This window comes from Chitinophaga cymbidii (assembly GCF_007992715.1).
Taxonomy (GTDB): Bacteria; Bacteroidota; Bacteroidia; order Chitinophagales; family Chitinophagaceae; genus Chitinophaga; species Chitinophaga cymbidii.
In genome coordinates this window covers 163,054-176,466 of the sequence record NZ_BKAU01000003.1, presented here as the reverse complement: position 1 = coordinate 176,466, position 13,413 = coordinate 163,054, and the positions used below count along the sequence as shown (strand labels likewise).

Sequence of the window (13,413 nt, the reverse complement as noted above, 5' to 3'; positions counted from 1 at the left end):
AATGCTTTTTTTTGCTCATTTCCAAAGTAAATCACCCTCCATTCACCGACCTCACTAACATCCTCACAAACCCTCCCGCTTTTTCATAATCCAACTCCTCATATTCCAATCCCAACGCCCGTATATTCCTATAATATTCCTGGTGATGCTCGTAATAATACTTTTCAGACTGCACAAACCACGCCTTTTCGCCTAACTTAACCGCCAGGAACCACTTCTCCAATAATCTCGCACTACGGCCATTGCCATCCGCCCAGGGATGGATCTTAACGAACACGAGATGTATCATACTGGCAAAAAAGAAAACCTCGCCAATGGAAAGATCAGCTGCTGTTAATGTGGTAATATCTGCATACAACTTCTCCATCTCATTTGTTACTGCAAATGGCGATGCTGCCACATAATCGATGCGGCCATCAGTTGTAGTTACGTACATATTCTGGTTACGGAACTTTCCCTGCGAAGATGCAGGAAGAATATGCCGGGTCAACAGTTTGTGTGCTTCTACCAATGTAGTGCGATCGAAGGGGGCGTCTTTGGCATACTGATAAGTGGCGTACAGATCGTCGATCTTTCGCGTATAATCGGGCTGGAATTTAATGCCAAATAATTTGTGTTTGACGTAAGAATCGAGTTCGATTCCGGCTCCTTCAATTTTACTGGAATAGACGGAAGCTACGGAGGTGTAAAAGCTGAAACCATCGGTAGACAGTTCTGCATCCACCAATGCTTCGAAGGCAGCAGACAAAGCGTTTTCGTCTATTTCTTCCTTAAACGCTATTAACAGGTTTGTGGGTATAATCTGCAGATCCATTCCTAAATATAAGCAGATGCCCGCAAATCGGACATATTATATCTAACAAAAAAGCTTCACAAAGACGTGAAGCTTTTTTGTTTCGTTGTGATCCCGCTGGGACTCGAACCCAGGACCCATACATTAAAAGTGTATTGCTCTACCAACTGAGCTACAGGATCATCCCCTTCTTTTTCAATGGGAGTGCAAAGATATGTATTAAATTATTTTCCCCAAATAATTCAACAAACAAAATTTCATCATCCGCTGAAACCCTCTCCCACTCTACTCTCCCGGCTCAAAAAATATCTTCCCGCGCAGATGCGCCGGTTGGGATTGCTGGTCATATATATTCAGTGAATAATATTTTCCGTCCACCCAATCGTCTACCATATTATCATAAAACGCGCTTCCCGGATTACCGCTTTGGCCGCCGGGGTAAATGCCGTAGGCCTTTGTTTCAGTACCCAGCTCCACTACCATGCGCCAGGACGGGCCGTGTGTTTTCTTTGTGGCATTCACGATATGCTGGCCGCCGCCGGTTGGCAGGCCCATGCGGCTGAATGCGGGGATGCTGCGCGTCAGGTGGCGGATGTCCGTGCCGCGGGCCGTGCCCAGCGCCACGTTATTGCCCATATGGGAGATGCGCTGCGCCACGCTGTCGAAAGAGCGCTGTACGAGCTGCGAGAGCGTTTCTTTTTCCGGGGTGTGGATGTTGTCTACAAAATGCATGGCGGTGTCGCGGAGCAGCCAAAGCAGCATGGTTTTGGATTGTGGTATTTTCAACGCGAGGCTGTCGCGCACGAGATCGTCGGTCCATACCTGGTTTTCCAGCTCTTCCCACAGCATGTTGAATACGGTGGCGGCTTCGCTGTCGGGGTTCGCTTCGCCGTCCCAGGCGAACAGCCACTGCATGCATTTGCGCTGCGCGTCCGTTTTGAAGTTCACCGGGTCCAGATGGTCCATGATCAGCGGAATGGCTGTAACGGCAAAGAGGTTCGTATTGTCGTTCTGCAGTTTCATCATGTCTTCCGGCGTAATGCCGTGCATGCCGCGCAGTTGCTGGTTGATGCGTTTGCCGCGGAAAAGATCGTATTCGCCGATCATGTGATACGGGTAAGTGCTGTCTGTCGGATGCTGGTTAGCGGAGCTGACGAAGCCTTCAGCGGGATTGTAGATATGCGGATTTTCTTCGAAGGGGATGTATCCCTGCCACGCGAAAGTGCTGTCAGCGCCGGGCATCACGAACTTGCCCTGGTCTTTCCAGCGTTTCGGGTACTGGCCGTTATGCCAGATGCCGATATTGCCGTCCTTTCCGGCGTAGATGAAGTTCTGGGCGGGACAGGTATACGTGGCGATCGCTTCGAGGTAATCCTCATAATTGCGGGCGTGGTTCAGGCGGTTGAAGGTGAGCAGCTCGTTGGAGGCGTCGTGCGCTTTCCAGCGGACGGACAGAAAGCCGGGGCCTTTGTAGCTGTCGTCGTACATCACCGGGCCCCAGACGGTGTATGCCACCGTATCCACAAAGGTCTTCCCTCCCCTGATCTTTATTTTCTCCAGCCGCAGGTCCGCCTTGCGGTAAGCGCCGTTGAACAGGTATTCTTCCTTGCCGTTGCGGAACTGCATGCTGTAGTAGTCCAGCACATCTTCGCTGCCGTTGGTAACGGCCCATCCCATGTGATCGTTGAAGCCGATGATGATGCCGGGCGCGCCGGGCAGGGACACGCCGTACACGTTCATGTTGGGCGTGTGTATCTGCATTTCATACCACAGCGAAGGCAGGCTCAGGCCGAGATGCGGGTCGTTACAGATGATGGGGGCGCCGGAGCGCGTTTTGCTGCCGGCTACCGCCCAGTTGTTGCTGCCATTGTCCGGATCGGGATGATCAGGCGCGAAATGATAAGCGGCCGCCAGCAGGCTGTCCGGCGGCGGTATGGCGGGCGCGGCGGGCGGAGGGAATGCAGTGCCTTGGGGGATGATCGGGTCGAGGGAATCGGTGAAATCCGGGTACATACGGTCGAAGTCCGCTTTGCTGAACAGATGGCGGGCGTTCGTATATTCAAGATCGTTATTGTTATAGGCGAGGTCGTAGCTCATGTATTTCAGCAGCAGCGCTGTTTTGAGCTTGTTCCATGGCTCGGGGCCATAGCCGAGCAGCTTGTATTCGAGGGGATAATCGCGGGGGCGCAGGGAACGGATATAAGCGTTGATGCCGGCGGTATAAGCGTCCGCCTGCATGTTGGTGGCGGTGTCCTTTTCCATTTCCTTTACGGTTTGCTCCGCGGCGTACACCATGCCGATCCTGCGCTGGCGGCGGTCGTAGTCCAGCATACCGGGACCGAGGATCTCGCAGAGCCGGCCGGCGGCGGCCATCGTTTGCAGTTCCATCTGCCAGAGCCTGTCGCGCGCATGCAGGTAACCCTGTATGAAATAAGCATCGCTTTCCTGCTCCGCGAAAATATGCGGTACCATCCGCTCGTCCAGCCATACTTCCGAGCGGCCTTTTAGCGTGGGAAAATTCAGGTGTTGGTCGTCGTGGAGGCCCACCGGTTCCGCATGTTGCCAGAATCCATGTTGGGGGCTGAAAAGCATGCCGAAGGCGGGTTTGTTTGCCCAACGGGTATGCAACGCCGCTACGAGGGCAATCGTAAGGATCAGGGGTATGAATCTCATGACGGGAAGTTAAGACTTCCTACTCTTTCACGAAAGAAAGCATGGTGGTATTTTTTGAAGAGAGGCCCATCATCCGCTCCTTGATCTGCTCGAACTTTGCGAATACTATTTTCAGCAGGGCGTACAGCTCCTTGTAGTTTGCAAAGGCCGGCTTTTCAATGGCCTCCTTATGCCCCAGCTTCTCGCAGACCAGCGAAAAAGAACCGGAAAAGCGGTGCTTGCCGCCGATCGCAAGGTTCAGCACCATTTCAAGCTGACCGTCTTTCAGGGAAAGGTTCAGGCCGGCATCCAGGTCCTCATCATCCGCATCCACCACGATGTAGAAAAGCGCCGCGGGGATATAGGTGGTACCAGGATAGCCAAACTCGGCGATCATCTCCCGGGCCTCGTCCGCATCATAATCTGCAAACCTTTGCACAGGTTGATGCGATGCAGACAGCGCTTTGTACCAGTTCACAAAGTCCAGCTCCTCCAGGACTTTTTTCATTAATGGCTGTAATACCATGGTTATTTCATTAGGTTTGGTTACTCGGTTTCGGTGTATTTCAATCTTAATATACAACAATCCCTCAATATGTTATATTATCATTTTAAATATTTACCGTTTGTAGTAATCGTTCTACATCCGTTTCCGCATTAAAGCTGTGCAATACCACCCGCAGGCGTTCCTGCCCCCTCGGCACCGTAGGATGCAGGATGGGCCTCACATCCAGCCCTTTCTCCTGCAATTTTGAGGCCATTTCCCGTGCCTGCTCGTTCCCCGGCGTCATCACCACCTGGATGGGCGTTTCGCTGTCCAGGCGCCGCTCCGGCGCGATCCCGGCCCGGAATTGCCCGATCAGCCGCGCCAGGTGCGCTCTTTCGGCATGCATTTCAGGGAAAATATCGTAGCTGGCCATGATCACGGCCACGGCATGCGGCGGCAAAGCGGTGGTATAGATAAAAGAACGGGAAAAATTGATGAGATAATCCCGTAAGGCGCCGGAACCCAGTATGATCGCGCCGTGGCAGCCCACGGCCTTGCCGAAGGTGTGTACGCGCGCAAAACATTTACCCGTTAACTGTAACGCCTGCACGAGCCCTTCTCCCTTCGCCCCCACTACGCCGGTGGCATGCGCCTCGTCCACGATCAGCAAGGCTTCCCGCTCTTCGCACAACCGCGCAATCGCTTCCAGCGGCGCCATGTCGCCATCCATCGAATAAACGGATTCCACGGCCACGAATATACGCCCCGCGGCGTTGTTGAGCTTTTTCCGGAGATCGTCCGGGTCATTGTGCAGGAAAGAAAAAGCCTGCGCGGGAGACAAACGGATGCCGTCGCGGATGGAAGCGTGGATCAGCTGATCGTAAATGATGGTATCCCCTTTCTGCGGCACGCAGGAGAAAAGGCCGAGGTTGGCGTCGTAGCCGGAATTGTAGATCAGCCCCGCGGGCGCAGCATGAAAGGCGGCCAGTATTTGTTCCGCCTCTTCCACCAGCGCGTAATTTCCCGCCAGCAGCCTCGATCCCCCGCTGCCATGCACCTGCGCCAGCTGGCGGCTGATGGTGAGCGCAGCTTCCTGCACACGCTCGCTGCGCGCGAGGCCCAGGTAGTCGTTGGAACAGAAATCGGCCATCCGGCCCGGCAGGCGCAACTGCCGGAAAGCATGCTGCTCCCGGCGTTTGTTCAGTGCATTCAACAGGAAGTCTTCCCCATTCATGCTTCAAAACTAAGTATCTTCTCTGTAACTTCGTGCCTTCAAGCAGAGATATGTATGAGCAGTAAAGTTTCCATCCTCGGCCTCAAGCTCCCTTCAGACCCGCGCTGGGTGAACCTGGCGGCCATTTCGCTGGAAGAAGTATTAACCGATCACGCCTTCTGTGAACAGAAAGCCGCCACCTCCTGCATCTCGCTGATACAGCGTTACCCGGACAGATCAAGGCTGGTGGAAGAGCTGGCGCCCATCGTGACCGAAGAATGGGGCCACTTCCGGCAGGTGCTCGCGGAAATGAAGAAACGCGGGTTCGCGCTGGGCAAGCAACGGAAAGATGAATATGTGAATAACCTGATGAGCTTCCAGATGAAAGGCGGGCATCCGGCGGACGTGCTGCTGGACCGGCTGCTGATCTTCGCGCTGATTGAAGCCCGCAGCTGCGAGCGGTTCCGGCTATTGAGCGAAGGACTGGAAGATGACTACCTGCGCGAGTTCTACCGCAAATTCATGGTTTCAGAGGCCGGTCATTACCGCCTTTTCATAGACCTTGCCAATGAATATCTCCCGGAAGAAAAAGTGCGCCACCGCTGGCAGGAATGGCTGGCGTTTGAAGCGGAGATGATCGCCACGCTGAAAGTGCGGGGCGACAGGATGCACTAGAAATGAAAACCCAGGTTCACATACGCTTTGAGGATGCCCGCCTGGTCTGAATACATCACGGAACCTTCCAGCGGCCCGAGGCGGGTGCTGTAGCCCAGCGTCATGCCGTAGCCGCTGAGATAGTTGTACTTCGTTTCCGCAAGCCCGTTAAAGTTGTACAGGGCCACCGATGCCCGCGGGATCAGGAACACATTCTTCAACGCTTCATACTGAAAGCCCAGCTGCACCGAAGTAACACTGGGCGTACTCACTTCTCCTTCATACAGTCCCACAAATGGTATCTGGTTGCGGGTAAAATCGGTAATGCCGCCAATAATAAAATCGTTCACCAGCGCCTGGTCGTAGTTAAAGTTGATACCCGCATAACCGCCCAGGTTAATGGCTCCGCGGCGGCCGACCGGCACGTAGTAATTCATCTTCAGCAGCATACGCTGGTAATTCCCGAACTCCAATCCCAGGCTGTCCAGCGGCAGCTCCTCCCCGCTTAACCGCAGCCGGAAGTCAGGGTTCTGCTGATATACGATCCCTCCTTCCAGGTCTATCAGCGCGCCTTTCGTAGGATATTGCTTGCGGTTCAGCGTGTTCAGGCCGTAATACACAAAAGTGTTCATCTGCTTGGTATTTCCTTCCAGCTCGATGTTCGGTGAAATGTCCGGCTTGAACCGCATGTATTCCCAGCGGGTACCCGCGCCCACGGCCATGATGCGGTTCAGCATGAATTGCAGGTTCGCGCCGATGGAGGCGTATTTGCTGCGGTACTCCTGGCTTTTACGGAATTCTTCATATACGACCAGGGGGTTGTTGGCGTAATAGGCGTTGATGCCGAAGCCTACGTTCCGCTTGCGGCCGAGATATTTGAAATATTCACCGCGCAGCCGCGGGTTCTCGCTGATAGCAGCGGTTACGGAGGCGCGGGAGTTCGGCACAATGAAATTGCGCTGCGTAAGATTGACGATGGCGCTTACGTTCGTGAAAGTGTTGTAATGCAGGGCCAGCTTCACATAGGTGAGCGGGTTTTCCTCCACGTCGATCTCCAGCTCGCTCCGGCCATAGCCGAGCGGGTTAAGGTGATAGGTGATCTCTTTATAGAAACGGGTGCCGTATACGTTCAGCACGGCTTCGCGGATCTTTTCGGGCGTGTAGCAGCCGCCGGGCTCCAGGTTGAGGCGGCCGCGGAAGAACCGCTCATCGGAATGCACGAGCCCTTTGATGGTGATGTTCGTGATCTCCACGTCCGGCACGGCGGGCAGGCGGTTCTTTACAAAAGGAGGCTGCGGGTACAGGGCGTTCAGCGAATCGGCCAGGTGCTTGAAGACCGGGTACATCTCCCGGCCTCTCCGCTTGCCTTCCGCAAGAATGGAATCCACGCTGCCGAAGCTGGCGGCGGAATAATTCTTCATGTCGTGCTGGATATAGATATCCGCCAGCTTGCGCGCGTCCACAAAATCATCTGCATCTTTATAAAAACCAAGCTGGTAAATAATATCGATGGGCGTCACCAGTTCATCGGCCTTTCTTAATCCGCCGCTGACATTCGATCCGATAATGATATCCGCGCCCATCTCCTTTGCGGTGACCGACGGAAAATTACGCACCACACCGCCGTCCACCAGCTTTTTATCGCCAATCTTCACCGCTGTGAAAACTGATGGGATAGCCATGCTGGCGCGGATGCTGGTCACCAGCTCCCCTTTGTCCAGCGTCACGATCTGGCCGGTGGCTACATCGGTGGCGATACATTTAAATGGAATATTGAATTGAGAGAAATCTTTTACATCGCGCACCGGCCACGCCAGCCGCGCCAGCTCCAGCCACAACTGCTCGCCGGAGATCACGCCGGATGTGAGCTTGGGCTTACCGTACTCGAACGGCACTTCTATCATATAGCGGTTGTACTCCGCTCTTTCTTCATAGCTGATCTCTTCCATGGAGGGCTGGTTGGAGAAAAGCGTGCTCCAATCGAGCCGCCGCGCGATCATGTCCAGCGAATCGCCGGAATACCCGATCGCGTACAGCGCGCCTACAATGCTGCCCATGCTGGTGCCGGTCACATAATCGATATGTAACCCTGCACTGTCTATCGCTTGTAAGATACCAATGTGCGCCAATCCCTTCGCTCCCCCGCCACTCAGCGTCAGACCGATACCCGGCCTGTGCTCCGGCGCCTGCTGTGCAGTGACGGTATAAGGATAAAGGCTGGTCAGAAACAATAAGAAAAGTATACGATGCATGCGGTTAACCATCCTGTAATAAAGATAAAGGTTTTAATCATTCGGCGGCATTTGAAGGAAAGTGATTTTATTTATTAAAGTAATTTTCTATCTTTTCAGGATAACAATTTCACATTATGAACGCATCGCATTCAAAGCAGAACATATGGCAGGTGATCTTTGCCTCGTCTGCAGGCACATTGATCGAATGGTACGACTTCTACATCTTTGGCAGCCTTTCTCTTATCCTTTCTGAAAAATTCTTCCCGGATTCCAATCCCACGCTGGCTTACATCGCTACGCTGGCAACGTTTGCCGTGGGTTTCATCGTGCGTCCTTTCGGCGCTATCGTGTTCGGCCGGCTTGGCGACATGGTGGGCCGTAAATATACTTTCCTCCTGACGCTGCTCATCATGGGCGGCTCTACCTTTGCGATCGGGCTGATCCCGGGCTATTCCACCATCGGCATTCTCGCGCCTATCCTGGTGCTGATCCTCCGGTTGGCGCAGGGCCTCGCGCTCGGCGGGGAATACGGCGGCGCGGCAACTTACGTGGCCGAGCACTCACCGGACCACCGCAGGGGTTACTACACGAGCTTCATCCAGACCACCGCCACACTGGGCCTCTTCGTATCGCTCGGCGTGATACTGGTGACCCGCGTGTTGATGACGCCGGACGACTTCAACGCATGGGGATGGCGCATTCCTTTCCTGTTAAGCGTTCTCCTGGTACTGATGAGCTACTACATCCGCATCAAGCTGCAGGAATCCCCGCTGTTCACGCAGCTGAAAGCGGAAGGCAAAACCTCCAAAAATCCGCTGAAAGAAAGCTTCGGCAATAAAGAGAACCTGAAACTGGTGCTGCTCGCGCTTTTCGGCGCGGCCATGGGTCAGGGGGTAGTATGGTACACCGGTCAGTTTTACGCACTGTCTTTCCTGCAGAATACCATGCACATCGAATTTGTGCAGTCCAATATCATCATCGCAGTGGCATTGCTGCTGGGCACGCCTTTCTTTATTTACTTCGGCCACTTATCCGATAAAATAGGCCGCAAGAAAATCATGATGACGGGCATGCTGATCGCGGCGCTGGCGTATTTCCCGATCTACGCGGCGATGGACCGCACGGCGGACATCTCCCGGAAAACCGAACTGGAAAACATGTACCGCATCGAAGGCAGCATTTCCACGAATGCGGACGGCGCATCTGTACAGAAGTCCACCAAGGTGCGCACGTATTCGGACAGCACCAGGGTAAGGGAGATCACCACCACGGTGAATGATAAGACAGATGTGAAAACAGAAGTGGTGGTAAGCAATGCGAACCTTGCCTGGCTGGTGTTCCTCGTATTCATCCAGGTAATATTCGTAACGATGGTATACGGCCCGATAGCCGCCTTCCTCGTTGAATTATTCCCTACTCGTATCCGGTACACTTCCATGTCGCTCCCCTATCACATCGGCAACGGCGTGTTCGGCGGCCTGCTGCCCGCGATCGCCACGCTGCTGGTGCAGCAAACCGGCAATCACCTTGCGGGGCTGATCTATCCCATCGGTATTGCGCTGATCTGTATGGTGATCGGGGTGATATACATCCGTGAGAAAAAAACAAAAGACGGCTATGCGGAAGTAGCGGAGATATGAGCCAGGTTTATATTTATTCTCTTTCAGGAGGCCGTCCCGCGGGGTGGCCTCTTTTATTTCGTGGACGCTAATGCGGGCTGCCGGAAAAATACGCAGTTTCTTCCTCCATGTTCAGGAAAGGATGTGCGGCGGTCAACGCCTGCACCTTTTTAGCATAGGCCGCCAGGAACTGCTGATGCTGCGGGGTTTCGGGGTTAAACGGGCGGTGCTGCCGCGCGCGGAGAATATCTTTCACCTGCGCCAGCAGCTGCTGCCCTTCGGGATGCAAACAGGCGTTGGTGAAATGATCCCACACATAACGGACGGCCAGCTCGTTCGGATGCACCAGGTCTTCCTTGTAAAAACGGTAGTCGCGCAGATCATCTATCACCAGCTCATAAGCGGGAAAATAAAAAAGCCGGTCGAATTTATTAACCAGATGATGAACGGATTGCAGCAGGATCGCTTTGCTGAGGTTGTTTTCCACCAGCCCGTCGCGTACATACCGCACGGGGCTGACGGTGAACAGGATGTTCACTTTGCGGTTGGTGAAGAACAGGCGGTGCATCATATTGTCCAGCGCCGCGATGATCTCGTCCGCCGGCAGCAGTCTTTTGTAAAAAGCGGCGTCGGGCACTTTATGGCAGTTCGCCACCATTTTGTTGTTTTCTTTCAGATGATAAACGTAGGCGGAGCCGAGGGTGATGATGAGCCAGTCCGCTTCCTTCAAACGTTGTATGGCGGCGGATTGTGAGTGGTTGATATGTTCGAGGGCATCCGCTGCGGTGGAAGCGGAAAAACGGGAATGATGGTCCCAGCTGTGCCAGAGGCCTTCATGCTGAAAGAGGTCTTTGGCGGTGTACCGCTTTCCGTCGAGGTAGCTTTGCATGCTTTGCGCGATGCTCAGCGGGTTGAAGAGAATGCCGTTGGGATTCATGAGGGCGTTGAACTTGTGCTGCCGCAACAGCGTGCCGATCTCTTCCGCGAAGCAGGAGCCGGACAGCAGGAGCTTGTCACTGTACTGGATGGATGGCTCCAGGGGAGCGACGGGAAAAGTGAGGCGGAAGTTCATGGTGCAAAATTAATGCAGAAATATGCGGTCTGCAAATTCGCCGGCCGCTGAGAATTGCTCCGGATCGAGCGGTATGGTGATGTTGCGGGAGCGGCAGAAAGCAACGAGGTTCTCCGTGGCGATGTTCCCCACCAGGTCATCCTGCGCCATGGGGCAGCCGCCGATGCCGCGGATCGCACTGTCGAAGCGCCGGCAGCCATTGTCGTAGGCGGCGGCGATCTTTTCTTCCCAGGCTTGCGGCGTGGAGTGGAAATGGGCGCCGAACTCGATCTCGGGGTAAGCGGGAATGAGCTGCGCAAAGAGCTGCGCGATGCCTGCCGGCTGCGCTACGCCCACGGTGTCCGCCAGGGAAATGACAGGCACTTCCAGCTCCGCGAAGGCATTGGCCCAGTACAGCACGGTGGCCGCATCGTACGGATCGCCGTAGGGATTGCCGAAGCCCATGGAAATGTAGATCACCAGTTGCTTGCTGTTCTTCACGCACAGCTCCTGGATGGTCTGCACCTGTTCCAGCGCTTCCGCGATGGTTTTGTTGGTATTGCGCAATTGAAAGGTCTCCGAAATGGAAAAGGGAAAGCCGAGGTAATGGATGGCGTCATGGCTCACCGCTTCTTCCGCGCCGCGCACATTGGCGACGATAGACAGCAGTTTGGTGCGGCTGCCGGTGCGCAGCCCTTTCAGCACTTCCGCCGTGTCCGCCATCTGGGGGATGGCTTTGGCGGAAACGAAGCTGCCGAAGTCCAGCGTGTCAAAACCCACGTCCAGCAAAGTGTTCAGGTAAGCGGTCTTGTCTGCCGTGGAGATCTGTTTTGGCCAGCCCTGCATCGCATCGCGGGGGCATTCGATGAATTTGAGCATGCTTAAAAATAAGGAAAATATGCCTACTTCGCCATCATCCGCTGCTTCATGGCCTCATACAGGATGATCCCCGCGGCCACGGACACATTGAAAGATTCAAAATTATTCTTCATCGGGATGTTGAACTGCTGGTCCGCCGCTTTTAACAGTGCCGGATACACGCCTTTGTCTTCCGAACCCATGATCACCGCCACCGGCTCCTGCCAGGGGCAGTCAAAAAGCTGTTGTTCGGCTTCCATTTCACTGGCGAGTATTTTGATGCCGTTCAGGTGAAGGGTGTCGATGGCTTTCAGCAGGCTGTCCACCCGGCAGACGGAGATCTTTTCCAGCGCGCCGGCGGAGGATTTGATAGCTTCTTCATTCAGCGCGGCAATGCCCCTGTCCGGAATGATGATCGCCTGTGCGCCGCAGCAGACGGCGCTCCGCGCGATGGCGCCGATGTTACGCACATCGGTGATACCGTCCAGGATCAGGAAAAGCGGTGTTTCTCCGCTGTCCACCACATGAGAGATCACGTCCTGCAGGTCCAGGTACGCTACCTTCGCCGTGATGGCCACAACGCCCTGGTGGTTGGCTTGCGTGAGGCTGTTGAGCTTCTCTACGGGCACGGTGTTGATGGGAATACGCTGTGCCGCCGCCAGCTGGCGGATCTGGGGAATGATGTCCCCGGAAGCGTTCTTCAGGAGGAAAATGCGCTCTATGGCCTTCCCGGCCTTCATGGCCTCTACCAGCGGCTGCCTGCCGATGATGAGGGCAGACTGCTTCGGTTTGGGAGGGGATGGTTTGAATCGATGGTTCATCGCGGCAAAGATAACGCATCAAAGCTCCCCTTCCAGCATCATCAGTTGAATCTTTTGAATGGCGGCAACAGAGAGGGAATCGGTGATCTCGTGGTTTTTCACCATTTGATAGGCTTGTGCAAAGGGGAGCTTGCGGACGAACAGCTGTTCGGTTTCTTCGGGTTCGGCGGTGCGCTGTTCCAGTTCCCGCGCGAGGTATACGATGCCGGATTCATCGCTGACGGAGTTGGAAAGGTGCATCTGCACGATGGGTTCCCAGCGGGCGGCTACGAGGCCGGTTTCTTCCAGCAGCTCGCGTTGGGCGGACAGCAGCGGGTCTTCACCGAGGGGACCCCCGCCTTCCGGTATTTCCCAGCTGAAGGCTTCCAGCGGGAAACGGTATTGCCCTACCAGGTAAATGTTCAATTCCGCATCCATCGCCACCACACCGATCGCTTTATTCTTGAAATGCACCACGCCGTAAATGCCCCTGCCGCCACCGGGATTGATCACCTGGTGCTCCGTGAGCCGTATCCATTTGTTATCGTATTGTACGGCGGTGGCCAATATCTGCCAGGGGCTCTGCTGTGTGTCCATGCCCGCAAAATAAATCAAATGGACAAGTAATAGTAATAAAACTCGTCATCGCGCTGAAAGCCGGTATGCTCGTACAGCGCCTGCGCATTTTTGTTGGTGATATGCGTTTGCAGCATGATGTAACGGGCGGAAGTATTTTCTCCCAGTGCGCGGGAAGCCGCTATCAGCGCCCGCGCCGCGCCCTTCCGGCGGTGCGCCGGGTCCACGAACAGGTCGTTCAGTATCCAGGCTTTCTTCATCCCTATCGAAGAAAAAACGGGATACAGCTGGGTAAAGCCGATGACCGTTCCATCGTCTACCGCTACATAGATCACGCTTTCCGACCGGGAAAGGCGTTCGGACAAATAGGCTTTCGCGCCTTCCGGGTCCGGCGCCTGTTCATAATGCTGACGGTAAGCGTCAAAGAGCGCGGCGAGTTGCGGCAGGTGTGCCGTAGTAGCTGTGGTGATCTGCAT

12 protein-coding genes and 1 tRNA gene are annotated in these 13,413 nt (G+C 54.7%); 2 read left to right on the top strand and 11 right to left on the bottom strand.

Annotated elements, in window-relative coordinates:
* Positions 1 to 31: 31 nt before the first annotated feature.
* The 5 genes from CCY01nite_RS16315 to CCY01nite_RS16295 form a co-directional block, all read right to left on the bottom strand.
* Positions 32 to 814 (bottom strand): Fic family protein, encoded by a 783-nt coding sequence (locus tag CCY01nite_RS16315; RefSeq protein WP_146864026.1) that lies wholly within the window; start codon positions 812 to 814, stop codon positions 32 to 34.
* 88 nt (positions 815 to 902) lie between these two features.
* Positions 903 to 975: transfer RNA gene (locus tag CCY01nite_RS16310), tRNA-Lys, on the bottom strand.
* Positions 976 to 1,078: 103 nt separating this feature from the next.
* Complete coding sequence (locus CCY01nite_RS16305) at positions 1,079 to 3,466, bottom strand: penicillin acylase family protein (RefSeq protein ID WP_146864023.1); 2,388 nt, start codon at positions 3,464 to 3,466, stop codon at positions 1,079 to 1,081.
* 19 nt (positions 3,467 to 3,485) lie between these two features.
* A complete protein-coding gene (locus CCY01nite_RS16300; RefSeq protein ID WP_146864020.1) occupies positions 3,486 to 3,953 on the bottom strand; it encodes a hypothetical protein in 468 nt (155 codons plus the stop codon).
* A gap of 103 nt (positions 3,954 to 4,056) precedes the next feature.
* Positions 4,057 to 5,166, bottom strand: a complete 1,110-nt coding sequence (locus CCY01nite_RS16295) for an aminotransferase class I/II-fold pyridoxal phosphate-dependent enzyme (protein ID WP_146864017.1) — start codon at positions 5,164 to 5,166, stop codon at positions 4,057 to 4,059.
* Between the two features lie 54 nt (positions 5,167 to 5,220).
* Here CCY01nite_RS16295 and CCY01nite_RS16290 point away from each other — a divergent pair, with 54 nt between their 5' ends.
* Positions 5,221 to 5,820 (top strand): MiaE family protein, encoded by a 600-nt coding sequence (locus CCY01nite_RS16290; RefSeq protein ID WP_186831093.1) that lies wholly within the window; start codon positions 5,221 to 5,223, stop codon positions 5,818 to 5,820.
* Here the strand turns inward: CCY01nite_RS16290 and CCY01nite_RS16285 are convergent.
* Positions 5,817 to 8,051 carry a patatin-like phospholipase family protein gene (locus tag CCY01nite_RS16285; RefSeq protein WP_186831092.1) on the bottom strand — a complete coding sequence of 745 codons (2,235 nt, stop codon included), beginning with the start codon at positions 8,049 to 8,051 and terminating at the stop codon, positions 5,817 to 5,819. The two genes, CCY01nite_RS16290 and CCY01nite_RS16285, sit on opposite strands and share 4 nt — an antisense overlap.
* Before the next feature lie 116 nt (positions 8,052 to 8,167).
* Between CCY01nite_RS16285 and CCY01nite_RS16280 the strand changes: the two genes are divergently transcribed.
* Positions 8,168 to 9,673: an MFS transporter gene (locus CCY01nite_RS16280; RefSeq protein ID WP_146864012.1), complete on the top strand. Its 1,506-nt coding sequence runs from the start codon at positions 8,168 to 8,170 to the stop codon at positions 9,671 to 9,673.
* A 67-nt stretch (positions 9,674 to 9,740) separates the two neighbouring features.
* On the opposite strand, the gene CCY01nite_RS16275 is transcribed toward CCY01nite_RS16280, so the two are convergent.
* From CCY01nite_RS16275 to CCY01nite_RS16255, 5 genes are read right to left on the bottom strand one after another with little or no spacing between them, the layout of a single operon-like run.
* A complete protein-coding gene (locus tag CCY01nite_RS16275) occupies positions 9,741 to 10,724 on the bottom strand; it encodes a GSCFA domain-containing protein (RefSeq protein ID WP_146864009.1) in 984 nt (327 codons plus the stop codon).
* 9 nt (positions 10,725 to 10,733) lie between these two features.
* The gene (locus CCY01nite_RS16270) at positions 10,734 to 11,582 is read right to left on the bottom strand and encodes a hydroxymethylglutaryl-CoA lyase (RefSeq protein ID WP_146864007.1); all 849 of its coding nucleotides are present in this window, start codon (positions 11,580 to 11,582) and stop codon (positions 10,734 to 10,736) included.
* A gap of 23 nt (positions 11,583 to 11,605) precedes the next feature.
* Entirely contained in the window at positions 11,606 to 12,382 is a 777-nt protein-coding gene (gene rlmB / locus CCY01nite_RS16265; protein ID WP_146864004.1) for a 23S rRNA (guanosine(2251)-2'-O)-methyltransferase RlmB, read from the bottom strand.
* Between the two features lie 18 nt (positions 12,383 to 12,400).
* Complete coding sequence (locus CCY01nite_RS16260) at positions 12,401 to 12,958, bottom strand: NUDIX domain-containing protein (protein ID WP_146864001.1); 558 nt, start codon at positions 12,956 to 12,958, stop codon at positions 12,401 to 12,403.
* Between the two features lie 14 nt (positions 12,959 to 12,972).
* Positions 12,973 to 13,413, bottom strand: coding sequence for a GNAT family N-acetyltransferase (locus CCY01nite_RS16255; protein ID WP_146863998.1), 441 nt, complete (start codon positions 13,411 to 13,413; stop codon positions 12,973 to 12,975).

What these genes read in the sequence shown, in the direction of transcription:
- CCY01nite_RS16315 (WP_146864026.1), bottom strand. Translation starts at nt 814, where the DNA reads ATGGATCTGCAGATTATACCCACAAACCTGTTAATAGCGTTTAAGGAA.
- CCY01nite_RS16305 (WP_146864023.1), bottom strand. Translation starts at nt 3,466, where the DNA reads ATGAGATTCATACCCCTGATCCTTACGATTGCCCTCGTAGCGGCGTTG.
- CCY01nite_RS16300 (WP_146864020.1), bottom strand. Translation starts at nt 3,953, where the DNA reads ATGAAAAAAGTCCTGGAGGAGCTGGACTTTGTGAACTGGTACAAAGCG.
- CCY01nite_RS16295 (WP_146864017.1), bottom strand. Translation starts at nt 5,166, where the DNA reads ATGAATGGGGAAGACTTCCTGTTGAATGCACTGAACAAACGCCGGGAG.
- CCY01nite_RS16290 (WP_186831093.1), top strand. Translation starts at nt 5,221, where the DNA reads ATGAGCAGTAAAGTTTCCATCCTCGGCCTCAAGCTCCCTTCAGACCCG.
- CCY01nite_RS16285 (WP_186831092.1), bottom strand. Translation starts at nt 8,051, where the DNA reads ATGCATCGTATACTTTTCTTATTGTTTCTGACCAGCCTTTATCCTTAT.
- CCY01nite_RS16280 (WP_146864012.1), top strand. Translation starts at nt 8,168, where the DNA reads ATGAACGCATCGCATTCAAAGCAGAACATATGGCAGGTGATCTTTGCC.
- CCY01nite_RS16275 (WP_146864009.1), bottom strand. Translation starts at nt 10,724, where the DNA reads ATGAACTTCCGCCTCACTTTTCCCGTCGCTCCCCTGGAGCCATCCATC.
- CCY01nite_RS16270 (WP_146864007.1), bottom strand. Translation starts at nt 11,582, where the DNA reads ATGCTCAAATTCATCGAATGCCCCCGCGATGCGATGCAGGGCTGGCCA.
- rlmB (WP_146864004.1), bottom strand. Translation starts at nt 12,382, where the DNA reads ATGAACCATCGATTCAAACCATCCCCTCCCAAACCGAAGCAGTCTGCC.
- CCY01nite_RS16260 (WP_146864001.1), bottom strand. Translation starts at nt 12,958, where the DNA reads ATGGACACACAGCAGAGCCCCTGGCAGATATTGGCCACCGCCGTACAA.
- CCY01nite_RS16255 (WP_146863998.1), bottom strand. Translation starts at nt 13,413, where the DNA reads ATGCAGATCACCACAGCTACTACGGCACACCTGCCGCAACTCGCCGCG.